General features: G+C 65.2%; 10 protein-coding genes. 3 read left to right on the forward strand and 7 right to left on the reverse strand.

What is annotated here, in order from left to right; translation table 11 throughout:
• Positions 1-180: 180 nt before the first annotated feature.
• From EV137_RS23320 to drmD, 7 genes are all read right to left on the reverse strand, one after another.
• Entirely contained in the window at positions 181-1,725 is a 1,545-nt protein-coding gene (locus EV137_RS23320; protein WP_134130717.1) for a serine/threonine-protein kinase, read from the reverse strand.
• The gene (locus EV137_RS23325; RefSeq protein ID WP_134130718.1) at positions 1,722-3,686 is read right to left on the reverse strand and encodes an N-6 DNA methylase; all 1,965 of its coding nucleotides are present in this window, start codon (positions 3,684-3,686) and stop codon (positions 1,722-1,724) included. Before EV137_RS23325 ends, EV137_RS23320 begins: the two co-directional genes overlap by 4 nt.
• Positions 3,683-4,492, reverse strand: coding sequence for a DISARM system phospholipase D-like protein DrmC (drmC, locus tag EV137_RS23330; protein WP_202871082.1), 810 nt, complete (start codon positions 4,490-4,492; stop codon positions 3,683-3,685). Before drmC ends, EV137_RS23325 begins: the two co-directional genes overlap by 4 nt.
• Entirely contained in the window at positions 4,489-6,393 is a 1,905-nt protein-coding gene (drmB, locus tag EV137_RS23335) for an MrfA Zn-binding domain-containing protein (protein WP_134130719.1), read from the reverse strand. The genes drmC and drmB overlap by 4 nt, the downstream gene beginning before the upstream one ends.
• Complete coding sequence (gene drmA / locus EV137_RS23340; protein ID WP_166679984.1) at positions 6,390-10,070, reverse strand: DISARM system helicase DrmA; 3,681 nt, start codon at positions 10,068-10,070, stop codon at positions 6,390-6,392. Before drmA ends, drmB begins: the two co-directional genes overlap by 4 nt.
• An 80-nt stretch (positions 10,071-10,150) precedes the next feature.
• Complete coding sequence (locus EV137_RS23345; RefSeq protein WP_202871083.1) at positions 10,151-14,278, reverse strand: Eco57I restriction-modification methylase domain-containing protein; 4,128 nt, start codon at positions 14,276-14,278, stop codon at positions 10,151-10,153.
• Positions 14,275-17,397 (reverse strand): DISARM system SNF2-like helicase DrmD, encoded by a 3,123-nt coding sequence (gene drmD / locus EV137_RS23350; protein WP_134130721.1) that lies wholly within the window; start codon positions 17,395-17,397, stop codon positions 14,275-14,277. The genes EV137_RS23345 and drmD overlap by 4 nt, the downstream gene beginning before the upstream one ends.
• 332 nt (positions 17,398-17,729) lie before the next feature.
• Here drmD and EV137_RS23355 point away from each other — a divergent pair, with 332 nt between their 5' ends.
• The 3 genes from EV137_RS23355 to EV137_RS23365 all read left to right on the forward strand — a co-directional run bounded on the left by EV137_RS23355 (position 17,730) and on the right by EV137_RS23365 (position 26,739).
• Positions 17,730-18,215 carry an FxLYD domain-containing protein gene (locus EV137_RS23355; protein WP_134130722.1) on the forward strand — a complete coding sequence of 162 codons (486 nt, stop codon included), beginning with the start codon at positions 17,730-17,732 and terminating at the stop codon, positions 18,213-18,215.
• 500 nt (positions 18,216-18,715) lie between these two features.
• Complete coding sequence (locus EV137_RS23360; protein ID WP_134130723.1) at positions 18,716-22,039, forward strand: hypothetical protein; 3,324 nt, start codon at positions 18,716-18,718, stop codon at positions 22,037-22,039.
• Entirely contained in the window at positions 22,036-26,739 is a 4,704-nt protein-coding gene (locus EV137_RS23365) for a DEAD/DEAH box helicase (RefSeq protein ID WP_134130724.1), read from the forward strand. Before EV137_RS23360 ends, EV137_RS23365 begins: the two co-directional genes overlap by 4 nt.
• The last annotated feature ends 19 nt before the right edge of the window (positions 26,740-26,758 follow it).

Consider the following 26,758-nt stretch of genomic DNA (forward strand, 5'->3'; position numbering starts at 1 on the left):
TGGTCGACGCGGATCGACCGGAACCGGTCGTCGCGGGCGTTGGTGATCTTCTCGAGATGGATGCCCGCGTGCGTGGCTGCATCGAACTTCGCGAACACCTCCTGGACGCGGTCCTGGAGCTTGCGATCCATCCGGGCATACTCGCGCAGGAAGTCTCGGTCGATTCCGAGTTTGGGCATCTCATGCCTCCCGTTGCCGGACGCCGTCGAGAAGTCCCTGAATCTTTGCGGTCAAGGGGTGATCGTGGCCGTGGAGCTGTTCGAGGTCCGCCGACAGCGCGGCGAAGACCCCAGTCGCCTCGGGAACCCGGCCGGAGCCGAGGAGTAATAGACCGATCTGCTGGCGCAGGTCGAGGCTGCCGGCGTCCGTAGCGCCGTGGACGCGAGTCATGTCCTCGAGCAAAGCCTTCAGCTGGGCGATCGCCTCGTTGGTCTCTCCGATCAACGCGCGACAAGTAGCCTCCTGAAGCCGACAGCGGAACACCAGCTCGGAGTCGTGGCCGTTGTGCTCGGCAATATCCATCGCCAGCCTGCGGTACACCGGAGCGGCATTCCGATAGTCGCCCCCTTCGAACAGCACGTTCGCCAGTTCGTGGCGGAGGCTCAGGACGGCCGGGTCAGCCGCTCCCAACGCCTGGGTCGCCGGCCCCGCCACGGCATCGAGGACCTGGGCTGCCTGACTGAAGCGAGACTGGTCGATGAGCTCGGTGGCTTCCTGACGGGCTCGATCCAGGCGCCCACGGCTGAACTGGACGCCGTGGGGCTCGATTCGTGCCTCAGGACCCTTCGCGGCCCGTGGACGAACCCCTGGAGTCACCTGCGCAAGGACAGCGGCGTACATGCGTACGGCGTCGTAGCCGTCCGTCGTGCGCAGCACCGGTGTCAGCGGTCCCAGGTCCTTCACGAAAGGCCGCAGCCGCTCGAATACGACCTCGGCGCTGTCCGGGCGGTCATCTGGCTGCTTCTCCAGCAGCTCAAGCACGAGGCTGTCGAGTTCTGCCGGCACATCGGATCGCGTGTGGCGAGTGGCCACCGGTCGCTCACTCACCTGCTTGTTCATCACGGAGTACGGCGTCGGTCCGCCGAAGGTCTGTCTCCCCGTCAGCATCTCGTGCAGACAGCAGCCGAGTGCGTATAGGTCGCTGCGCGGCCCGCTCAGCGCGGCCATCACCTGCTCGGGGGCCATGTACGCCGGTGTGCCGATCGTCTGGCCCGTGCGAGTGATGTGTGAGATGTCGGCGAGATCGAGCGCTACTGCCAGACCGAAATCCAGCACCTTCACCGTGCCGTCCGGAGAGAACATCAGATTGCCAGGCTTGAGATCGCGGTGCACCAGAGATGCTCGATGTGCAGCGGTCAGTACGGCGCACACCTGGGCCGCGATCGCGGCGGCCCAGTCGATCGGCAACGGACCGTTCTCGGCTATGACGTCTGCGACCGTGCTGCCGTGGACTCGTTGCATCACGAGATATGGCCGGTCGTCGTCGGTGCCGACGTCGTACACCGCCGGGATTCCCGGATGCTCGAGCCTCGCCGTGATGCGTGACTCGCGGACGAAGCGCCGGACGAGTTCTTCGTCCGGTGCGCCGTCGGGGAGGCGGAGGAACTTGACGGCCACCTCGCGCTCCAGCCTCACATCGCGACCCACCCAGACCTCACCCATACCGCCGCGTGCCAAGGGCAAGGCCTCGAGTTCGTAGCGTCCACCGATAACACGCCTGCTCATGAATCCTCCGGCTCGCGGGGACGCAGATCGCCGTGAATGAGCCCTCGGCGAGCGGAGCGGATGAGCTGCCGCCCGACATCTCCTAGTTCGCGGAGCCTAACTTCGGTCGCTGCCAGGGAGGTGAAGACCATGCCCCATCGGCGCTGTTCGTCTATGCCGAGCCGTGGCATACCAACGCGCCTGACATCAAACCGCGCCGAGGCCGTCGACGACCGCGTCGCTGACTCGTGTGCCGCCGAGCGAACGCACCCGGCCAAGAAATTGGGATCGAGCCGCTCCGGGTCCGGTCGCAACAGAACGAGATTCGGTCCGAGCAGTGCACCGGACTCCTCCACGACCCGCACCTGGCCATCGCGCAGGACTGGCACGACGACATCGCCGCGCGCGAGTTCGATTGCCCCGGGCAGGGGCTCGGCGCGACCCGACGGTCCACTCCCATGCCGTACGTCGTGTGCGGTCAGGACCGGCTGGGAACCGGTGTCGGAGCTCATTTTCAGTGGCGCCAGCTGAATGCTGATCAGACCGGCTTTCGCCAATTCGCCGACAGTCGTGTGGCTGGCAGCGGAACCACTTGTGTTTGTGTTCAGTTCGGGCAGGCCTTCCCCAAGCCCCGCCACGAGCAGCGTCCATCGGCCTGCGAGCTCGGAGTACGCACCGTCCGACCCGTTGTCGGCACTGACATGTCGTGCGGGACTGAGATCGATCTCGTCGTCGAGTACGTCGATGACTCGTACGGCGTTGGCTGCGGGCGGCAGCGCCTCGGACTTCAAAAACGCCCGCCAGGCCGACCGGATCTCTCCGACGTCGAGAGAATGATCGGTCAGCAGTACATGCTGGGGTACGTCGCCTCCATCGCTCCGCGTGAGGACCCAGAGATCTCGCGGTCCGGATAGACCCGTGCTCTGGGGAAGACCGATGACGGCCCGTACCAAGCCGGCACGCAACAGGTTGCCCCGAATTCGCCTGCCCGCTCGTCGTCCGGCGACCGCTGACGGCAGGATGACAGCCGCCGCCCCACCAGGCCGGAGATGCACGAGGCACTGCTGTAACCAGGCCAGCTCTGGCTCGGTCCGGGGTGGGAGCCCGTACGCCCACCGTGGATCCGCGACCAGCTCGTCGTATCCCCAGGACCGCTCGACGGTCGGATCGCAGACAACGAGGTCTGCTGTCTCGTCATTGAACGCGTCCGCGCGGACGGCGTCGCCAAGGTGGATCCGAACGTCTGCGTCCGAGCCGCCGCCGAGCAGGAGTCGTGCGGCGGATATCCGAGCTGCGGCCTCGTTGGCGTTTTGGCCAAGCGTTGGTCTGAGGCCACGTGCGCGCGCCGCCACCAGGAGATCTCCTGTGCCGCACGACGGGTCGAGGACGGACGATCCGGTCGGTACGAGGTCGGCGGTCAGATCGAGAACGAGGCTCGCGACGTCACCTGATGCGGAGGTCCCGCGACGCGAGGTGATCTCGAAATACTGCTCGCACAAACCTTCGTAGATGTGCGCCGCCGTCTCGGTCGAGGCCAGTTCGGCCGCGTCGGCAAAGATCGCGAGCCAGCTGTCGGGAAAGGTCGTCGGGAAGTTGCCGGGGATCGCTGCGGCATCCTCGCGCTGTGCGACCGCCAACTTCGCTGGCGACATTTGAGCAAGATTCACCAGGGCGTTGGGCCGGCGATGCACGAGCACGAGGAAGGTGCCGAGGTGACCCATGAACTCGCCGAGCTGCAGATCATCCACAGTGGCGCGCAGAAGCTGCCAGAGACGATCGACATCGCTCATGCGGAACGTCTTTCCGTGTTCTCCGAGCCAGTTCTCGATATCGCCCAGGGAGAACAGCGGACTGCTCGCCGATCCTCCGACCGGTTGCGGGAAGTCCGGATGCCGGCGGCGCCAGTTGCTGACGGCGGCGCGACCCACGCCGGCGATCCGGGCAATATCCAGCGCAGCGACCGTGACGTCGGACCTGGTCATCGACCCACCGTCCCGGGCTCGCCGACCTGCAGCCGACGCAGTACCCCGCTCGCTCTGAGCTCTCGAATGTGCTCGACCGCGCGCTTCGGGGCGGACCCACCATGGATCAGGACGCCGGCTTCGATGTTCTTGGCAACGCCCGACTGCGTCAGGTTCGCACTGGAGACGAACAGCATCCGACCGTCGGCGACTGCCAACTTGGCGTGCATCTTCGAGCCAGAATCGGCCCGCCGGGCGGTCGGCCAGTGCCACAATTCGACGCCTGGTACATCGAGGAATGCTGTTGCCGGCTCCGAACCGACGATGGCGCCGGCGGCGCCCTGAATTGTTTCGACGATCACAGCGACTGCAACGCCTCGTCCCCGAGCCGCGGTCAGGGCCGCGAGCAACGGTGGATAGGGCTTGGCGGAGTACGTCATGAGCAACACATCGTGCTCGGCTGTTTCAACGACGTCGATCAGAACCTGCGCAGTCGAGCGCACAGGGACACGATGGGTACTCGGTCCGCTCCACACCAGCTCTGCGCGCACGGAACTCGCGCCGCGTGTGTAGCCGGTGGCGATGCCCTCCAACAACGCCAGGGCCTCCATGAACGCTCGGCCGGACTGCTCGATCGCGGACCGCAGCGCGTCGATCCACTCGGCGTACTCAGTGCTGTGGGCCGTTGACCGCAAAACCTCGGGGGAGACGCCGGCACCCACCTTCTCGAGTGTGCTGCGGAGTCGGGCCGGGCCCCATCGTTCCGCAAAGGCAACGCCGCTCAACCCGAGCTGGTCGATCGGACCCTCGACGGCGACGTCGTTCACGGCAGGTCCCGGAACAGCGCCAGTTCCGGATCGTCGATCGGAACGACGAACCTCCGGTCGAGGAATCGGTTGCCTCGCTCGCAGGTCGTCTCGGACAGGAACAGGCAGACGTGGCAAGCGGCACCGTGCAGGAAGTCCGCCGGGGCGTGCGGAAGCCGCTCCGCACACAACGGATCCGACGAGCAACGCATCGCTTCGTGCAAAGCATGCCTGACGAGCCGTTCCAAGGTGCGTGGTTCGGCTTGTGAAACCAAGCCGCCGAGTGTGCCCTCGGCGTCCGGAACCGCTGTGTAGATGAGGATTCCGGCGCGCGGCTCCCCGTCGCGTGATGTGGTGTAGATCCGCTCCGACAGGCTCGCGGCATTGTAACCGCAATCGAGGGCGATCGTTCGGATCAGCAGATGCGACAGCGTGTGCAGCGCGATGTACCGCTCGCCGGGCCACCCGTCGAACGGATCGAATCCTCCCTTGATTCGGTCGGAGTATCGGTTTGCTCGGAAACGCCCGTACGCCTCGAAGTGCTGGCGCATCTCGGGAGAGGGCTCGACGCGTGTCTCCCAGTCCCGCATCAGCTCCTCGGGCAGGCGCAGGAAGATCCCCTCGCCGCGCACCTCCGCACCGGGAAGCCAGCTTGGATCGCTTCGCGACAGCTTCACCCGCGCGACGAGGTCCGGGTCCTCAGGGTCGGGTGCGTCCAGTCGCGTGAACCCCGCCAGGGCACGGACCTCCCGCAGGCGCTCGACCTGCACCACATCGTCGAATAGGTTCTTCAGCAAGGCAGGTACGCCGTCTGCCGACCGGGATATCGTGAAGTCGTCGGATGGATCCGGAGCCCGATCAGCAGTGAAGACTTCCCACTCCGGGGCGAGCAAATCGGGAAGAGCGTCGTCTTCGTCACCCGGTTCTCCCGCGGTTCGCCTGGCCTGTACGGCGTCCCAGAGCTGCTCGTCGCTCCACTTCTCGAACTCGCGTAGCGCAGGGACAACGGTCCGCAGGTAAGGGATCATCTCCAGACCGGGCAGTGCCTCCAGGGCCGCCCAGTGGGTTTCAACCTTGAGCTGTAGCTCATCGGCGGCCGGCTTAGGAACTGCCAAGGCGCTGAGAGTCTGCGCGAACCATTGGTTGGATGCGCCAACGATTAGTAGTTTCGCCTCGTTGCCGCACTCCTCGAAGTGGTTACCCAGATGTGGATGCCGGCCGCGACAGAACGGCAGATTCTCCCGGCCGCGTTCGCCCAGCGCCTGTCGGATGTTGCGGCGGGAATTGCAGGCCAAGCAGGTGATCTGGACGTTCGCACCGAGCATGCCACCGTGGTCCTCCATCCGCAGCCGCGGATTCTCCAGTCCCTCAGGGCAGCTGCCCCCGCCGTGCACGAACAGTACGTAAGGGAAGTCGTCGAGGTGACCCGCCTGGCAGGCGAGCACGAACCGGGCCGCGACCGCGAGGGGCGCCCGGCCGCGCTTGCGCCCGCAGTTCGCGTGGAAGAAGCGGGCATCGTGCGGGCGTCGTACGCGACTGTTCTCGAAGCCGAATGCCTTCGACGCGATCGGCGCGAGCTCGTCGCACGCCGTGCAGCGAAGCCAGCCCGGGAACGGCACGGCGGGCGCGCCGACGCGTAGTGCGGGATCGTTGCCGCCGAGCTGGTCGGCCTCCGGCAGCCAGGGCGCCGGGCGAAGTTCCTTGATCGACCTTCCGGCGAGTTTCCGGACCGCCCGCATGAGGTGCGGTGGAACGTCGACGATCGTCTGCAGCTCAGCCGGCACGGCGCCGTACTGCCACTCGTCGAGGCCTTGCACGAGCACGGAGAAGTTGGGCAGGTCTACGAGCGCACCAACTCCGCTGGTGAACATTAGATGGCTGGGCCGGGCTGACCCGACGCGGCGGTAGTGCTTGCCGTTCATTCGTTCTCCCCGTCCTCGTCAGCTCCTGCGACGCCATCGGAGTCCTGGGCCCGGAACGACCATGCCGGTGCGTTGAACAGAGGCGCGAACAGCTGGTCGCCTCCCGGCACGAGCAGATTGACGTCCGGTTCGGTTTCGCGCATCGAAAGCCCGACGGTGAGCACATCCCACTTGTTGCTGCCAGCACGTTCCAGAAGTGGTTGCAGCTGCTCCTTGTCTCGTCGGGACGCCTCGTACGCCAGTCGAGCCGGGCGTGACTTCTTGTCCTGCCAGCGATCGACGATCGCGCGGACCTTCTCCTCGAAGTGCCGTCGTCCGCGCGGGCCATCGACATGCTCCGCGCGCCGTGCGAGACGCTCGACGATCTCCTGCACCAGCGGTGCATCCAGCGGTACGTCGTGTGCGTCGACGTCTCGGGAGTACGCCGTACTCGCGTGGCGGACCGCTGTGACGAAGGTGGCGGCCGCTCCGCGGTCGAGTGAGCGCCGGGTGTACGGCGTGACTGAGAGCGCCTCCACCTGCTGGTAGAACGTCGCGTGATAGTGAGCGAAGTCCTCGAAATGGGCGAGGTCCCGCGGGCGTGCCCAGTTGTAGAGCGTGACGACCAGACCTGGCCGCTTCGCATCACGGCCGACGCGCGACGTCGCCTGGATGTATTCGGCCGTGTTCTTCGGTTGACCGTTGACCATCATCAGACCGAAGCGGGATACGTCGACGCCGACCTGCAGCATCGACGTTGCCAGCACGACGTCGACCGGATCTCTGCCGCTGCGCCGGCGCTCGCTCGAGCGGTTCGCGAGTTCGTGGGGCTCACGCCGGGCGCGGCTGCTGCCGCTCAGCGCTTCGCGAAAGTCGTCCGCGATCGCGCGCCGCCGGGCGCTGGTGTCGAGTTCGTCGTCGAACCCGAACTCGAGCCGGGCCAGGACATCGCTGATGTCCCCTGAGGAGATCCGGGAGGTGAGCTCCTGGGTGGCGAGCATGCCGGTCCGGGTGATGATCCGGTTCGAGATCCCGCGCAGTCGGCGGCCGTCTCGGCGTACACGGGTCGTGACGTCGTCATCGACGTACCGCCGCATTCCGGCCAGCTCCCGGACTGCGTTGAAGTAGCCGACCAGAGTCATGTACGGATCGGCCGCGGCGCCGTGCCGGTCGAAGACGGTCTGACCGGCGAGCAGCAGAATCTCCGCCAGACGGATCTCCGCCGCCTTCATGCGGACGCCGTGCGCACAGATGCCGAGGTAGCGACGTCCGGGCTGGTCGGGCGTGATCTCGACCTGCTGGGAGAAGAACGTGTCGCGGACGTCCGAGACTTGCGGCGGGAACACCGCGAGTTCGCGTGCGAACAGGCCGAGCACCTGGGCCCGCGCTCGCTTTGTCGTGGCTGTCGAGGCAACGATCTTTGGTCCGACCTGATGATCGTCTACCGACCACGTGCAGAGCTGATCCACGGCGGCCTCGAACAAGCCGACCGTGGTTCCGAGCGCGCCAGAGATGAGGTGCAGCTCGTCCTGGATGATCAGGTCCGGAGGCCGGAGTGTTCGGACCGGGTGGCTGACGACCGCGTCGAGACCGCCTTTGCTCTTGTTGTGTCGGCTCCCGCACTTGACCCGCGGATCGAGGTCGGGGTGTCGGTATCCGTGCCGCGGGCACATCTCGGTGACGTGACCGAACAGGTGGCCGGCGAAGCCCCGCCAGGGGAGCTGCGCGAGCTTGTCGACGGTGGCTATAACGAGGCTCGGCGCGTAACGGTAAATCTCTTCGTCGACGGTGATGATGGGCAGACCGTCAGGCGTACGACGACGCGAGAACGGGCACGCGTCAACGCCCTCATCGTTCGGGCAGTGGAGCAACACCCGTCGCTGCTCGTCGTTGAACTCGAGGTCCCGCTCGGTGCGCAACGGCGTACCGCACCAGGGACAAGCGAGCACCTGGAGAACGTTGGTATGGCGCCCATCGCCGGAGGCGCGCGCCTCGGAGATCTGCATCGCCGCGTCGTCGTACCAGTTCGGGGAAACTCCCGATCCGACCCACAAGCCAATCCTGAACGGCTCGGTCCCCCAACGGCTCTCGTCCGCCTGGCGGAGCACCTCGGCCGCGCAGATCAGCGCGGACGCGCGCTGGAACTGCTGGGCGGTGAGGAGACGCAGCGTGTAGCGCATCAGCACGGCGGTGCCGGCGAGGCCGTCGCGTGCGTCGTGCCCGGTGCCCACGATCCGCTGAAGGCGGCGGATGCCGAGCGTGTACGCCGTGAGACCGAGGTAAGCCTCGGTCTTGCCACCCCCGGTCGGGAAGAATAGGAGGTCGACGATCGCGTCCGGCGTGGCCGCACGCTCGTGATGTGTCGGATCCGTCAGTGACGGCAGGTTCAGCAACACGAACGCGAGCTGGAACGGACGCCACGACGCGGCCTTCGCGCCGTCGGCCTCGACCTTTGCCGCGGCCTCGCGATAGTCGAGTCCTTCGTCCTGGCGGATCCGGGCGATCGATGTGTGGCGGCGCTGCAGGGCCATTGTCTCGTTGGCAAAGTGGAACGCGTCCAGCGCCTCCGCGTGGCGGTCGGCCGTCGGGTCCGCGAGAAGCCTTACACCGGCCTCGATCCGGTCCGCCGCCTTTCGTGCCTCGATGACAGCCACACGGGCAGACGGCTGCAGCCTGGTCGGCAGGCTGTCGATTTCGCGTTCCCGCGTCTCGATCCAGTCGCGGTACTTCGCAACGAGCGGCTGTAGCCCTGTGGCGAGTGTCTCCGGTGTCGCCTTTGCGAGTACGTCCATAGAGAGCTCGACGTCGGCGAGCGGAGATTCGCTGCCAGTCGGCGCGACCGTCGCCGGCACCTCGTACGAGGGCAGCCAGTTGGTCTGGAGCTGGTACGCCGAGCCGTCGCCATCACGAACGAGAGCATCGACCGCGACGTTGCGGCCGCTTGCGTAGCTGTGCTGGTGGCGGTAGAGCAGTTGAAGGTGAACGTCCTCCGGGTCGTCCACTGACGAACCGGTTGCCTCAACTGGCAGGAAGACTGCTTTGGTGTCTGCGGCCGTCACCGTCAGTTTGGTTTGGAAGAGCCAGGCGGGGTCTTTGTCGCCGCTGAGTGGCTCAACCTGAGCGTTGATCAACGCGAGCTCGACCACCAGTCGCCCATCGCGCGGCCTTACAGTTGCAGCGAGCTGTACACCAGGCTCGTGCTCGGTGGTTGCCGTGAGAGGCAGCCGCTCCTGCTTCGCGCCACCATCGACTCGGATCTGACGCTCGCCGGCGAACGGTTCGCGTTCCCAGGCCCTGGTGATCTTGCCCTTCTCGTCCGTCGCCTGTCGCCGCTCGTACCGCGCCCACTCGTACTGGACTGTGAGTACGTCGACATCTTCTGGCACCGCGAACGCCATCCCCATGGATGACGCCCAGATCCGTCCGAGGCTCTGCGGCGTCAAGATCTCCGGCAGCTCGGGGTCACTCGCATCGGCCTCGATCCCGATCTGCGTGTCCGGGACGTCACTCGCATCGGCGACCACCGACTTGGCGTCGTGCCGAGGCCCCAGCATGCCGATCAGGTACCGCTCGCGCGGCCGTTCGCCTGACGGCAACCGCTCATCCTCGTCACCCCACGGACCGAGCAGATCCCGCCGCAGAAGCTCTTCGATCTCGTCCCGAATCTCGTACGACGTCCCGCCGTCAAACTCCTGCACTGTGTCAAGCGAATCCGCAGTGCTCTGCGCCGTCTCACCTCGCCTCGCAGCGCGTTCAGCCGCCGGTCCTTGCGCCTCCGTCATTGCCTGCCCCCGTCCTCGGTGGCTGAACCTGGCTCATCGCTTGCTGACAGATCAAACAGCCCGTCCTGCAGCGAATCGACCGCGGGCTTCGCGGCGCGGGCCTTCTTCGGCTTCTTCTTATCGTGCAGTCCCGCGGCCACTTCTTCGGCGTACCGCGCGTGATTCAACTCCAGCAATCGATCAAGAATCTCCTGCCGCACGGCGGGCCCGATCGTGTATCGCACATAAGCCCCCGCCTGATGGAACCCGTGATCCAACCCCTGCTCGAGTAAGTCATCCCACCCATACGCCCGAACCGTAGCCTCATCAATCTCCCGATGAATCCGCCGCAACTCATCAATCTCGGGATCGCGCACATTCTCGTCAAAAACCAGGTTGTACAGGTTGGTAAGGCCGAGTTCTCGCGCCAACATCACCTCACGTCGATACACGTCAAGCCTGTCCCCAAGTGTCCGCATCTCGTCAGTAAACTCCGGCAGCGCGAGCGTCTCGAATACGTCCGACGGTGCGTAATTGACCCGGGTTTCCAAGGTAGAGGTCTTGCTGAGAGTCCACCAGAGGTGGTTCGAGCTCGACAATAAGGCGAGCATCGCCAGATCGTCGGTTGCGAAGACTGCCAGCCTGTGAGCGAACACTTGTCCGGTCGGCACCATGGCCGGCATCACTGCTTTACTCACGAGTGTGAGGGCAACGACTCGCTCGAGCCCGCCAATGGCCGCGTACAGGCTTGGCTTGTAGTCGCCATAGCGCCACCAGCGTACGCGGTGGGCTTCTCGTCGAACCTTTGCCCGCTCTGGTTTCACTAGGCGTTGAAGTCGTTCGTAACACAAAGGATATGCCTTGGCTCGCGATTCTGGCCAGTCGCGAAAGTTGATAATTTTCCGACGTGCCGAGCAGTCCGGGGTTGTATTCAGGTCCTCCCCGTTGAGGTATGGAAACAAAACCTCGGAATTGCGCCGATCTGCACTTATTAGATCACCTGCCTCTGCGGGCGTAAGTATAAACCCGAGGCCGACGACAATGGATCCTTGGAACGCAATGCCTTGACTGCCTCGCAGTCGCATGGGATTGCCAATGGCGCGCGAACTTGGATCGAGGGAGGGTGTAATACCCTCTACCGGCGCGCCGTCAGAACGTCTCGCCAACCCCTCCGGCAATTGTGTCAAGGTCGTCCAAACAGCGCAATATTCCAAGGCGGCAGACATTGACGGCCATCTCTCGCTCTTGATGGACTGTCGAATTGTTGCTCCCCCGGCGACGATCCTGTCGAGTCCAACCTCGCGTGTGTCACCCTGCGCGAAGGTGTTCGTTGCGATCAGTCCAGTCTGCCCGTGAGGGTTGAGCAAGCGGTGTGCACGCAGCGCGAAGTAGGCGACCAGGTCCGCATTGCCCTTTGCGCTGGAAGCAACTGCTGTGACCATGAACTCGCGATACGCCGACCCGAGCAAACCGCTTATCTTCTTGCCTCCCAGGAACGGGGGATTACCGATGATGGCGTCGAAGCCGCCCGTCTCGAAGACTTCGGGGAACTCAAGTGGCCAATGGAGCGGGCAGCGATCAAAGCTGCCGTCGACTTGCTCGGTCGCTAGCCAGCGCCGGCGTTGTTCGCGGGCTTCCACCTTCACGACGCGAGACGACACATTGGTGGTGAGTTTGGATGACGCAACCGAGGCGGTGTTTAGGCCGGTCTCGCCGCGTCTGGCATTGGCGAGGGATGCGCCGACGAGGAGGTCAGCGAACAGGCGCAGCTGGCCGGTGCGGGCCTTGATGTCTTGGAGGATTTTGCGTTTAGCGTTCAGGGCCGCGAGTGGGTCAGAGCCGGTATCGATCTCGGTCAGTTTGCGGCGTCCGTCGGCTGCCTCTCCGATGAGTGACCGGACGCCGGAGGTCCAATCCAGCACTGCTCCCTCGTGGAGTTTGCGTCCGGCCGCCGGATCGAGATGCATGTATTCGAGTTGCTCCAGCGACGTGATTCCGAGAAGCGAGTCCCCGTCAACCAAGCGGTCGTCGAGGAAGGTAAAGGGGCGTTCTGGGTCCATCGACACCAGCCAGAGCGAGAGCTTCGCCATCTCGACGGCCATCGGGTTGATGTCGACGCCGTACAGGCAATGCTCGATGATCTGGCGGCGTGCCGCGATGACCAGTGGATCCTCGTCGGCGTCGGCGCCACCGTCGGTGCCGCGCGCAACATATTCGACCGCGCGGGGATCACCCTCGCGTGACCATGCTCCGATCAGGTGCGCACCGAGGTAGCGGGCAGCGGCGACGAGGAACGCCGCTGAACCCATCGCGATATCGGCGACCTTGAGTGAGAGGATCTCGGCGCTGGACTTCGGCACCCACTGCTTGGTGTCCGCGGTGTCCAGTGGGCCTGGCGAGTAGACCAGTGGCTCCAACGCGCCTTCGACGACCTGCTCTGCCAGTTCGCGAGGTGTGTAATGCGTTCCGGTGGTCTTCCGCAGCGACGATTCGGTGATGTACAGACCACCGGACAAGATGACCACCGGCAGCCCGCGCAGATCGTGCCGGACGACCCCGTAGAACCGCAGCAGTCGCTCGGCCAGCGGATAATCACCGCTGACAACAGCCAGCAAGCGCTTGCGAGCCTCTTCGCGCTCCACGCCGTCGAGTGGTGCCAGCTTCTTCGTGAGCGCCGCAGTCGAGCCGATCTTGGACTCCTTGTAGCGCTCGGCCAGCGCCGCCGCGAGCGAAGGCACATCGGCAGCCGTAGCAGCCAGGGACTCGAGTTCGCGGAGGCGGACCTCTTCCTCGAGACCTTCCTTTCCGACTAGACCGACCACGATTTCGTCGGCGTGATAGCCGTTGAACGACAGGAGGCCCTCGTACACATAGCCGATCTGCTCGACGTCCAGCGAGCGGAAGCTCAGCGCTCGCCGTTCACGCGACTTGCCGGTGCCGATCTCGACGTACTGCACCGAGCGCAGCATGTGCAGGACCGTGCGGTCGTCGATCGTAAGTGGCAGCCACGGGTACGCCTTCGGGTCGAACAAGGAGCCGTCGTGCCCATGCATTACCAACCGTGGGTGCTCGAACCCGTGGTACACGGCCGCGAACAGCGCGAGCAGCCGATGCCATGCACCGTACGTGTTCGCCAGCTCGTCCTCGCTCCCCTCCAGCGCCCGCTCTTCCAACTCGGCGCACAGCCGGCCGGCCGAGTAGGAGTTCGCGTAGAGGTCGTTGTCGGACGGCAGCAGCTTCCGTTCCTCGGCGAACAGCAGGAAGACGATCCGCATCATCACCGACACCGCGCCGCGATAGACGTCGTGCGCGGACACGCCGGTCAGGCCAGGCTCATCGCGTTCGCGTGCCTGCAAGTCGGATCGGCCGATCGCGGCAACGAGCAGCTCGACCGCCTGCCGGACCTGCACGCCGAGCCGCTCGGTAATCTCCTCACCTGCGGCCTCACTGTTATGAAACAGGGCGGCCAACGTCTCGTCGTCCGGTACGCCAAAGAACCGCTGCCGACGAAGCAGCGAGTAGAACGCCCGGAGAACGACCCGCTCCGCGGACTCCGGCCATGCGACAGCGTCGAACACCGCCGTCCCGGTCGCTTTACCCTTCGGCGCGTAGACGAGCGCCCACCACCGGCCGTCCGTGACCAGACCGAGCTCCACACCGTGCCGCCTGCACAGCAAGGCGAGCCGGTCGACCGGAGTCGCCGCCCATTCGGACCCAGGGATCCGGGCAGTCGGGTGTTGTCCGGACTCCACGACCATGCCCAGCAGCCGGGCGTTGTCCGGCTTGGGCTCCTCGCCGGGGTTCGGCAGTACGAACGACGGCACCACCTGACTGTCGTGCTCACCGACCTCGACCGCGAACTCGTCAAGGCCATCGCTTTGCAGATCGTCACGCCACTCGAGGAGGTCGCGGAGGACATAGTCGATCCACGCCGACTGTCCGGTGGCGACATCGTCCTGCCAAGCTGCATGCTCGACACGGAGACGATCGCGCTGCTTGGCGTCGATCGCGTCAAGGCTCGGCCACGCGCGGCGCAGTACCGGAATGCTAAGGAACGGACCGGAGGTCTCAACCAGCGCGAGCCAGTCCCGGTGCTCCTGTGCGCTGTCCGGCGCGTGACCACGACGACCGCGTGCCGGGCTCATCGGATTGCCTCCTGCCGCGGTACGACGAACACGACGGCCACCGGGAACTGGTGCCACTGTGTGTCGCGGTATCGATCCGCGACCAAGGCGAGCTCGCGCTCGCGGGTCTCGTTGATGCCGGCGAGCTTCGTCTCCCACGAGGCGCGGTCACGCCGATACTGCGCCAGCTCCTCGGGGCTCTTCAGATCCATCGCGGTGATCAGCATGCCGTCGTCGTCCTCCTCAGCGAGCTTGTCGCGCAATGTCGCGGCGAACTGATCCAAGCTCGCGGTGATCCGGGCTTCCTCGGCCTCCTGACGCTGCGCAAGCTGGCGATCCAGCGACTCCTGCCGTGTGCGCGCCCGCCAGTCGATCGCCGCCAGCAGACCGTCGCTGACACTTGGCCAGCGTTCGGCGATCCGAGCCTGCACGACGTCAGATGCTTCGACACCTTCCGACAAAGCGCGGTCCAGCAGACCGCCCAGTGTGGTGAGGTTCTCGAGTCGGCGGAACCGCCCGGCCTGAGGGATCCACCCACCGGCGTACAGGACTTCCTCATGCAGCCGGACACCGTCCGCGCCGACAAGGACGAACCTCGAGTAGGCGCCGACCAACACGTCCTCGAGCGCCGGATCGTCGCTGACCACAGCCGTCACACGGTGCAGACCGACTTCCGGGCTGGAGACTGCGGCCCGGAGCAGCCTTGTCGACATGGCGACCAGCGGGTGGTTGAGGTGTGCCAGTACAACGTCGTCGCGTCCGCGGGCCACTTCGCCGTCGAAGGTGATCGGGAGCTGCCGCGGCTCTTCGCCGGGGCGGTCGAGCTTCTCGGTAAGGCCGGTCGTTGCCCGCTGCCACGATCCTGTCAGTGGCGGCACGTCGTACATGCCCTCGGCGAGCGCCTTTTCGTCGAGGTGCCACTTCAGCGGCTGCTGCCGTGCCAGGCCGAGCGCGGTGTCGACGACCCGCTTGACGCTGTTCGCCGTGATGTTGAGCGCCTGCGTGGTCTGGTCGATGTTGTCCCGCAGACGACGTACCTGCTCGCGAACACCGGAGGTCGCTTCCGCCGGCAGGTCACGTTCGGTCGGCTTGTGAACCTTCTCGACGTCGACATCGACCCGCTGTCCAAGCATCCGCCGCTGCACCGCGTCGGCGAGCACGCTGTTGACTGCGCCGAGGTCTTCTTCCATGCGGGCTACCTTGTTCGCCACTCGGGACAGAAATTCCAGGTCCGCTTCGTAAGAATCGACGGCACGATCCCAGCCGGTACCGACGAAGTGCCGGATGTCGGGTGCCTCGGTCTGGCCGTACCGGTCGACACGACCGATCCGCTGCTCGAGCTTGTTCGGGTTGAAGGGGATGTCGTAGTTCACGAGCCGGTGGCAGTGGTTCTGCAGGTCGATGCCCTCGCTGGCGGCATCGGTCGCGAGCAGGATGCGCACCGGGTGCTCACTCGGGTCCCGCTGGAACGCAAGGCGGAGGCGCTCACGATCTTCGGTGCGCAGACCGCCGTGCAGGAGCTCGAGCCGGTCACCGCCGAGCCCCTCCTGGCGGAGGATGTCTGCCAGCCAACGCTGGGTGTCGCGGTACTCCGTGAACACGACGACGCGCTCGTTCGTCCAGTTCTCGCCGTCCGGACGACAGACCGCCCTGAGGTATTTGACGAGCTCGCGGGCCTTCGCGTCCGGGCGGGCCTCCTGAGCCAGCGCCCAGGACTCGATCCGCCTCAGCAGGCTCGTTTCGTTGTTGTCCGCTGTGGGCTGTAGCGACTGGGAACGACCGATCGCGTCGTCTTCGGCGTAGGCGAGTTCCTCGTCGTCGTACGTCGCGGTGACCTCGAAGAACTCGTCCAGCCACTCCGGCACGTCGTCGTCTGCGACAACCCTACGGGTGCCACGCTTGGTCTCGAGCGTCTCGATGTAGACGCCGACTGTGTGTGCGAGCGCCGCCGGGCTGGAGAACATCCGCTTCTTCAACAGCAAAGTGACGAGGTCCGTCGCCTTGCGCCCGCCACGTGTCGCGATCCGCTGCCGCCGTACGCGGGCGAAATCGGACAGCAGCCCATGAATCTCTCGCTCGCTGTCCGGGTACTCCACCGGAATCGCCGTCGCGAGCCGCTCGACGAATCGTGGCTGCCCGTCGGCATTCACGATGTCGCGCTTGAGCCGTCGCACGACGGACTCGCGGATCGCGCGCCGGTCGGGCTCGACACCACGGGCGAAGCGCTGATCGTCAAGGATCTCCAGGAGTGCGGTGAACGACTCTTGGTATCCGTTGTGCGGCGTGGCCGACAGGAACAACCTGTGCGTGAAGTGCGGGGCGAGCCAACGGATCAGCTTCGTCTGCTGCGAGTCCACGGCGTACCGCTGCTTCGGCGCGGCGGGGGCGACGTGGTGCGCTTCGTCCAGTACGAGCAGGTCGAAGGTCCGCGGGTACGACGGACCTTCCGCAGGAACCACTTCGCGAAGCAGCCGTTGCGCCTTCGGGCCCCGCAGCCATGGCAGGCTGACGATCGTCAGTGGGTAGATGTGGAACGGGTTTGCCGCACTGCCATAGGTCCGGCGTACGTCAGCACAGCGGTCGGAGTCCACGATGGTGAAGTCGAGGCCGAACTTCTCGGACAGCTCGTCGCGCCACTTCAGCGTCAGGCCGGCCGGGCAGATGATCATCACGCGCCGGGCACGGTGGCGGAGCATAAGCTCCTGGGCGACCAGACCCGCCTCGATCGTCTTGCCGAGGCCGACATCGTCGGCCAGGAGAAGGTTGACACGTGGCGCGTCGACCGCCCGGGCGACCGGCTCGAGTTGGTAGTCCTCGATTGCCACGCCGGATCGGAACGGCGCCTGCAGCAGCCGGCTGTCGGCCGATGTCACAGCCGACCACCGCACCGCGTCGAGGAACGCCGCCAGCCGCTCGGGCGGGTCCATGCGGCGCGCGGTGATCTCGGGCAGCGATCCGGTGGGCAACACGCGACGCCCCGGCTCCACTTCCCACACGACTTCGAGAGTGTCGCCGTACCGGCCGTCCTCGGTGCTCTGCAGCGTCACCAGCGTGCAGGAGTCACCACTGTCGACGTCGCCGACGATCCATCGCTGCCCGCGAACCTCAACCAGTGCGCCGATCGCCAGCCCGTCAGGCATGTTCGCAACCTGCGCGGATGCTGTGCCGTTCCCCATCTCATCCCCTCCGTGTCGCCCCACCCCGAGACGTCAACTGCCCGCAGTCTTCCAGGCGATCGTCACGCTGTGCACCCGGGTGCGCTCTGGTGTGCTCCGGTTGTTACAAGGGCGATCATACGTGTAGAAGCTGTGCGAGAAAACTCTTGTGAACTCAGTTCACATATGTCAGACTTGTGACCGCTTGGGGGGAGGCGGGGCAGGTCGGCGTACGGGGAGGCGTCGGCCTGGCCCCGAAATCGGCTCTTCGTCATGACGGCATTCGCCGTACATCACAAACCTGTTGGGGGATAGCTATGTCTGAGGAGTATTCGGCCCAGAAGTACCCGGGTCAGCCGGTGGTAAGGAAGCGCAGGAAATGGCCGATGGTTCTCGGCGTTCTCGGCGTGCTGTTCGTCGTCGTCGCGGGCGGATGTGCCGCTCTCCTCGGTTCGGTCGACACCGAGGTCGACAAGAGCGTCAAGGAGCAGGAGGCCCGCAACGCGCCGCGACCGGTCACTGTCGGCAAGGCGTTCTCGATCGGCAAGCACGAGACCCTGGCCGGCTGGGCGATCGTGAACAACGCTGGAATGTTCAGCGTCACTGGCAAGGTCCGCAACATCAGCGAGTCGACGTCGACCGCCTTCGTGCACGTGAAGATCCTCGCGGCTAACGGCGAGGTGCTCGGCAACATCCAGTGCAACAGCAGCGACCTCGAGCCGGGCCAAACCCAAGCCCTGAACTGCATCCCCGACGGGAAGTTCGGCGCGTTCCAGAAGGTCACGGCCGAAGCAACCTTCTGAGTAGACATCAACAGGCGTGGCCGGTTTGGCCGACGCAGGAGGAACCATGAACGGCAACAGTCATCGAGTCCGAGTTCAACTGCAGTGCCGTGACCACTCGCACGAGTTGTGCGTCACTGTCGGTCGCGGCGTGCCACCCTCTCTGCGGTGCGAGGCGGGACAAGAGCCCGGCTATCGGAACGGCGGCGGGGGAGGGTGCAGCGTCCCCCGAGACCTCGTCGAGCAGGTGAGCCGCCAGCTGCGAGATTCATTGCAGGAATGCGTCCGGCGCGGCTACGTCCTGATCAGGAACTGACCAGCGCGACCGCGCTCGGTGTAACGGTGCACGCGTTACAGCGATGATGAGTGCATGGCGCGCGGATCGGGCAGCACGGTTGGCGCGTGAGTGTCAGGCCGGTGACGGCTGGCGAATGCTCGGAACCGTGACGCATCGGTGACGTGGCCAGGGGGCTGGGGACTTTGCTGCTGTCGGGCGGGAGTGTTTGGGGGATGTTGTGGGAATGGAGATGCCGCGGACTGTAACCCGCACGGAGTTGTTGGATATCCGCGAAGGTGATTGGCGCCGGCGCGTCGAAGTCGTGTCCCTAGCTGCTGAGGTTTTCGACCAGATCGATCGCGCCTATCGCGAGCAAGCGCTGGTTGCCCTCGGTCATCTGTACAGACGCCAAGCTGGTACCGCCGAGAGGGTGCGGCTACTTCGCCGGTGGCCGTCCGTCTTTGTGCTGACGATGGCTGGCGTCGCAGCCGATCACTACGAGCGCGGCACCTTCTGGCCGAAGTTGGCGTCCCTTCTGGGAGTCGGCAACGAGCAGGTGTTCCACAGCGAGTGGGGGGAGGCGTTCCTCGCCAATCTGCGGCGTCTGCGGCTGCCAACCTTCGATGAGGGCGACGGTGAGGCTGGGTCCAAGTACGTCGGCCGCATCCTGATCCATGCCGGGATGCCTACGTACTGCCTCGGCGACTTCTTCAAGATCCTGACCTACAAGCGTAGCGTCGTCGCGGGCCTGACTGCCGAAGCCTTCGTGTCCTGGGCGGCTACTAGAGCCGCAGGTGTTGGTTTTCAGAACGTCGATGTGCCGGTTCAGCGGTTCCTTCGCTACGGCCGAGAGTTCGCAGTCGATGTCGCCGACCGGGCATTTGACCTCGTCGACGCCGTTGCGGCGGGCGGTGCGGGTGAGGACGTTCCGCTGCCGCAGAGATACCGCGTCGCTGCCCGCAGATTCCACCAGGAGCGTGGGATCACACCTCTTCGGAGCAGTGGCGCGGTGCCGGTCAACGGTGATGTTCAGCCGCGGCTGGTCGTGGACCCGTTCGACCAGGGTGTCCTGTTGCGCCTTCCGCCGGTCGGTGACGCTCCGGACGGACAGGCCGTGTGGCTGGTAGACCTGGATAACGAGACCAGGAGAGTTCCGACGCAAGCGCTGTGGCCAGGCTCGAGCGAGCTGGCGCCAGCGACGGACGTCGCTATCGATTCACCTGTGCGGTCGGCGTCTGTCGCGCTCGCCGGGCATGACGATCTGCGGGTCGTTCTCCCCGTGGTCGATGACAACGACCCGATGCTTGCGTTCGGGGAAGACGGAGTGCTTCTCCCGCCAGGGCTTCCAGTGCCTGCCCGGCCGACGTGGCTGCTCTTTCCTGGCGAGCCAAGTTCGCTCGAGGTCGCCGGGGAAGCGGTCCAGCTCTCGGAGAGTCCACTGCCGCCCGGCTGGGTCGGTTGGTGCCTCCTGCAGCTGGATCTCCGGCTCGTGAGCAGACTGTCCGTGGGAAGCAGCAACCGCGTTGTCCGTGATCGGGCATCGGCCCGTATCGAGACAGCAGCACCATTGCGCGGGGTGCGAACCTCTACCGGTCAGGCGATCGTGCCGTCGATTCCTCTTATTCAGCTCCCTGAACAGCTCGAAGGCGCCGAATGGGAGGTTGAGCTCCTGGATGCGACCGGACGTCATGTCGCGCGCTGGAAATCCACGGACGGTGGCGCTGCCGGTCCCGACTCCATCTGGGACGTCATGCCACGACCTGTCGTCGGGACGTTCACTGTCCGAGTCCGCGGACCATGGGGACGTGGAGCCACAAGGACAGTGACGGTGATGGAAGGCCTCAGCGTAGCCTTTAACCCGCCGTGGCGCCGATTCACTGCGTCCGGTTTGCAGCCCTGTGGTGCGCGGCTGGCAATGCCGTCCGGCGCCGACGCCACCTGCACGCCGATCGAGCTCGCCGAGCACCAGCGGGAGCGCTACGTCCGCGTCGGTACTCGCGACGAATCCCGAACGCTCGTCGTGACTCCTCCCCACATGTCTGTCTCGTATCAATCGGCGGAGAACACCACCAATCCGTCAATTCGTCCGCTGAGGCTCTCCCGAGAGGAGATCATCGAGCAGCCAGGCATCCTGATTCTGAACCTGGATGCTGATGCAGAGCCGAAACTGCACGTCATCACCTCTGCGGGTAGCCTCCAGGTCGTTGAGCCAGTCTTCGGCCGGGCCGGCGTGTTCCACTTCAAGCTCACGCGGATCGTGGACACCCTCACCGCGAACCCGCAGGCAAAGTTGGCGCTGACCGATGATGGCAATCTGGTCGTAGCGACGATCCGCCCCAGGCAACTCTTCAGTCGCATAACCGTGAATGACGGTGTCCTTGAGCTCGCTGACTGTGTCGACGTCGAGGGCCTGAAGGCACTCGTCTACGCCACCCGCGCGCCGTGGCGAGCGCCGGCAATAGTCCCAGTGAGCGACGGACGAGTTCCCTTGCCGGAGTGGTTGGTCGATGGTGGTCCGCTCCGTGTCCTGGCCCGTGTCGACGATCCCTGGGCACCGCTACCCGTACCCGCGTGGCCCGAGGGACCGCAGGTCACCTTCGTGGAAGCCGACGGCTATGTCCTCGACGACAACGCCGAGGCAACGGCGCTGTCGGCCTACCTCGCGGGCCTTCGAGAGTTCCCGTCGTCCATCCAGGATTTCACCCGCCTGTGGTCTGTTCGCGGTCTGCTGGTCCAGCTCGGAGTGGGATCTCGGATCGACGACATCGCTCATGCGATCGACGTGGCGGTGCACAGCAGCCCGCGTGCGGCTCTTCTTGCGCTGACCAGTTCTCAGGCGCCGAACGACGCTATCCCGAGCCTTATCGTCCGGGCTCATCTGGCATGGGCGGACCTGAAGGATGCGCACGCTGAGCAGGCGCCGGAATGGTCGATGCGCGGCGCTCTTCCAGCTGCGCTCCTGTCAGGAGCGGATGCGGAGTGGTCTGCGGACGAGGTAGAGGCCGCGATTGGCGTCTGTGGTGACGCGGTGAGCGAGCTGCTCCGGGGGAACGACAGATTTGCTACGGCGGGACGCTTGGATGCGGCCGCAGACATTTTCGATCGCGAGCCAGTGCGGCGTGAGGAGTTCGTCCGTCAGGCCGGCTTGATTCCCCAGGGCCTGCTGTCGGCAGAGTCTCGGGTGATCGCAGCAATGCAGCTGGTCAAGGAGCGGCGGGACCGGCGTCTGGACTGGTCGGTGAAGAACGCGCACACGATCCTCCTCGAGTCCGACCGGATGATCAGGATGCTCGGCGACCCAGCCGCCGAGGCTGCCTTCGCCGCTCGACGCCATCTGACCGCGACCGGGGGGTGGCGGGTCATTCCGTCCATCTCGTTGGGGTTTGCGCTCGCCGCACGACATGCTGCGCGCGGCAACGAGCTCGCCGGAGGCTGGCTCGATCGGCGGTCGCGCGTCTGGACCGCCTTGGCCACAGTCGTTCCTCAACTGGTCACCATCGATCTGATCGTCGCCGAGCTGCTCACGGCAAGCTCGGTGACCAGCAAGAGTCAGGAGACGAAGCAGTGACCACGAGCATCGACGGTATCGCCACGGCTGACGAGATCAAAGGCACCTACCGGCGGTACCTGCAGTCCCTTCTGGCCGTACGCGATGCGAAGATTGGTGCCGCATTGCGAACGGCGATCGATCAGACGCCGATGCTCGACAAGGGACCGTACCTGGAGGCGACTCCGCCGTACGCTCCAGGCGTGTCCGTTGAGGGGCTCATCAGGGCAGGCGTACTCACCCCTGGCTTTGCCGATCTGGCCAGCGAAGCGCTGCCTCTCGACCGCGCCCTCTACATGCACCAGGAGCAGGCCATCCGGAAGACGGCCGACGGCCGTAATGTCGTTGTTGCCACCGGCACTGGCTCTGGCAAGACGGAGTCCTTCCTCGTGCCCATCCTGGACAGCCTGGTACGCGAGCAGGAGCGGGGCGAATTGGGTCCTGGCGTCCGGGCACTTCTCCTCTACCCGATGAACGCGCTGGCCAACGATCAGATGAAGCGCCTCCGGCAGCTGTTGGCGGGATATCCCGCGATCACGTTCGGTCGGTACACCGGCGACACCGAGAACGATGCGCAGCGTGCCCGAGAGGCCTTCGGCGAACTCAACATCGGTGAACCGATGCTCCCGAACGAGCTCTTGAGCCGGCAGGAGATGCGTGCCACGCCACCACATCTGCTGCTCACGAACTTTGCGATGCTTGAATACTTGCTCCTCCGACCCCTCGACATGGACCTCTTCGCGACCGGAGACGACTCCAGGTGGAGATTCATCGTCGTCGACGAGGCTCACGTGTACGACGGAAGCCAGGGAGCCGAGATCGCGATGCTCCTACGGCGCGTCCGTGACCGAGTCGCCCGTGACAGGCCTATTCAGTGCATCGCTACGTCGGCAACCGTTGGTGGCGACTCTGACCCGCAGGAAGTCACGCGGTTCGCATCGAACTTGTTCGGTCAGCCGTTCGAGTGGATCGACGGTGCACCTGACCGCCAGGACCTTGTGACTGCCACGCGTGTCGATGCGCCGGCCGGGCCGTTCTGGGGCCCGCTCTCAGCACGCGATTACATCGGACTGACCCAATCCGAGGACAGAGACGCTGCTGTGATCGCAGCAGCCCGTCACGCAGGATGGCAGCCAGCGGACTCTCGCCAGACGACCGCAGCAGATGCGCTGCTACACGAGCAGTCGCTGGCGACACTTCGCAGCGTGCTGGCCGCCGGTCCGCAAACCTTCGATGAAGCCGCATCCACGATCTTCGGCGCGGGGACTGAAGGTGTCGCCGGATTGGCGGCGATGGTCGAACTTGCCAGTGCCTTGCGTGCGAAGGACGGCACAGCACCGCTGTCGGCGCGGTACCACCTCTTCCTGCGGGCCACCGAGGGGGCTTTCACTTGCCTGTCGCCCAAGGGGCCGCACGTCCACCTCGCGCGGCACGACGAATGTCCGGACTGCTCGGCGCCGGTCTTCGAGGTTGGGTCTTGCAAGCGGTGTGGCGCCGTCCATGTCGTAGGTGCGCTGACCCCAGAGGCCGGCGTTGTCCGTCTCCGCCCACGCAAGGCGGGTAGCAAAGACACGTGGATGGTGCTCGGTGAGCAGCAAGCACTGACTGACGACGACGAAGACGCCGTCGCCGACGATGGCGTAGATGTCACAGCTGATGACGCCATGTTGTGTACTGCTTGTGGCAATATCGAGAAGCCGGGTACAGCGGTATGTCACGCCTGCGCATCGAGCGGGCTCCGGGCAGTACGGCGACTCAAGCAGCGTGGCGAGGACATCGCTGGCTGTTTGGTCTGCGGAGCGCGTGGTTCGGGCACCGTTCGCGTTTTCGAGACAGGTTCAGACGCTAGCGGCGCGGTCATCACAACATCGCTCTACCAGAAGCTTCCGCCGAGCGCCGATCTGAATGAGGGGCAACGGCCTGGCGAGGGCCGGAAGCTGCTGGCCTTCAGTGACAGTCGCCAGGCTGCGGCCTACTTCGCGCCGTACCTCGAAGACTCCTACGCTCGTCTGCAACGCCGACGCCTCATCACGCAGGGTCTGGCGGCGGCACGCGCTGACGAGGAACCTGTGGCACCAGACGACGTCGTGTTCACGACTCGCGCTGCTGCGTCGGCCGTCAAGCACTTCCATGGTGGTATGACCGCTCAGCAGCAAGCTCGCGCCATCGCTCCCTGGGTGATGGCCGAGGTACTTGCGACGGATGACAGACAGTCACTCGAAGGCCTTGGGCTGATGCGCGTTGCCCTCTACCGGGACCCGAGTTGGCAAGCACCGAGCCCGTTGACTGACCTGGGACTGACCGAGGACGAGACATGGGCCTTCATCCAGGAACTCATGAGGTCGGTGCGACAGCAGAGCGCAGTCACCATGCCGGACGAAGTACCCGCCAACCACGAGATCTTCGCGCCACGGCTGGGACCCATTCGGCTCCGGCTTTCGGGTCCAGAGGCTGTCCGCAAGGTGCTATCGTGGCTGCCAGGCAAGGGAACCAACCGTCGCGTCGATTACGCACGGCGTGTACTGGACTCCCTCGGCGTCGACGCCGATGCGCTCAAGCTGCTGAACGGTATATGGAACTTCCTGACCGCAGCACACACGCCGATTGACTGGCTCAAGCCGGCCACCGAGCGCGGCCTCGGGGTTGTCCATCAGATTGACCACGAGCGCCTGCGGCTCAGCTGGGTCACCGATGCCAACCCGGTTTATCAATGCGACGTATGCAGACGTACGGCGCCGTTCTCGGTGCGCGGCGTCTGCCCAGCTATCGGATGCGAGGGAACGCTCGAGAAGTTCGTGCCACCGGTGCAGGACGAGGACCACTACAGGTCGATATACCGGTCAATGCACGCCGTCTCTCTCAAGGCAATGGAGCATACCGCGCAATGGGCGAACACCGAAGCTGCCGCGATTCAGCAGAAGTTCATTCGTGGCGAGGTCAACACGTTGTCGTGCTCGACAACCTTCGAGCTGGGGGTTGATGTCGGTGACCTCCAAGCCGTCTTCTTGCGGAACATGCCTCCGAGCACTGCCAATTACCTTCAGCGTGCGGGCCGTGCTGGTCGCCGTTCCGGTACGGCCGCCCTGGTGGTGACCTATGCACAACGTCGGTCCCATGACCTGACTCGGTTCGCCGAGCCTGAAGTCATGATCACCGGTGCGGTCCGGGCACCCTACGTGCCACTCACCAATGAGCGTATCGACCGGCGCCATGCGCATTCGGTTGCAATGGCGGCGTTCTTCCGATGGCTCTTCGAGTCTACGGGGCGGATCGACAGGACTGCTGGGGAGTTCTTCCTGTCTGGCAACGACCAGGCGGCCTCGGTAACGCTGGTGAAGGGCTACCTGACCCCGGTGTCCGACGAGGTCACAGAGGCACTCCGCCAAATCCTCCCAGCCGATGTCGCTACCGAGTTGGACGTAGATGGCGGGACTTGGGCGGCCGCGCTGATTGAGCTCCTTGATACGGTACGCGCCGAGCTCGAGAACGAAATCGTCACTCTCGAGGAGCTCCAAGACGAAGCCGCGCGGAGTCAGAAGTTTCAGTTGGCGCAGCGTTACCAGCAGGTTGGCAACACTCTTCGGAAGCGGGACCTCCTTGGTTTCCTCGCCAACCGGAACGTTCTGCCGAAGTACGGCTTCCCGGTCGATTCCGTCGAGTTGCGTACCAATCTCGGCTACGCCAGCCGCGTCGGCGCCAACCTCGACCTGACACGCGACTTGTCGCAGGCGATCTACGAATATGCACCGGATGCAACTGTCGTCGCCGGCGGTCAACTGTGGACGTCACGCGGGATTTACCGGCTACCTGGGCGCGATCTCGTGGAATATCGGTACCACGTATGTAAGCGCTGCGGTGGATTCAGGCACGGCGTCGAACATGTCGAGCCCGCTTGCGAGCACTGTGGGGAGGTCGCGCACTCGGCGCCCCGGACCCTGACAATTCCGGAGTACGGTTTCGTCGCAGGGCGGGAGCCACAGAAGCCGGGACCGCGTCCGCCTCGACGTTCTTGGAGCGGCGCCGTCCATGTCCTCTCCGAGCCAGCCGAAGCCAGGTCTCACAAGATGTCGTTTCACGGCGGAGAGATCGCCGTCACTGTCGGGCCGCGCGGCCGCCTGATCGCCGTAGCTGACGGGCCTTCCAGCAGAGGCTTCTGGGTCTGTGACTGGTGCGGTCACGGGGCCGCCAGGATCTTGCATCCGAACAAGCCGCCGAAGCACAATCACCTGCTCAGGAATCTGCCATGCTCGGGCCCACAGCGACTACTGGACCTCGCCCACGATTACGAAACTGATCTGCTGACACTTGACGTTGGCCTGCCAGGCTTCCGCGGTGAGCAACAGGCATGGAAGTCAGTCCTCTACGCGATCATCGAGGCAGCGTGTGACGTGCTCGAGATCGCCCGCGACGACATCGGGGGATCGCTGTCGCCGTTCGGTGTCGACCAGTGGTCGGTGGTTCTCTTCGACGCCGTGGCCGGTGGCGCAGGTCATGTGCTGCAGATCGAGGCCAACCTCGAGCGCGTGCTAGTCGCTGCCCTGCGGCGCGTGAGCACCTGCGAGTGCGGTCCGGAGACCTCGTGCTACGGATGTCTACGCAGCTACGGCAATCAGCGCGATCACGATGAACTCTCGCGGGGCGCCGCCCAACAGATCCTGGACAGACTCCTCGCCGACGCTGGAAGTGGGGCAGCGCACGCGGAAACGGCAGACCGCAATTGAGCGCGGGACACGCGTTGAG

It is taken from the genome of Kribbella pratensis (genome assembly GCF_004366075.1).
In the GTDB taxonomy this organism is placed as follows: domain Bacteria; phylum Actinomycetota; class Actinomycetes; order Propionibacteriales; family Kribbellaceae; genus Kribbella; species Kribbella pratensis.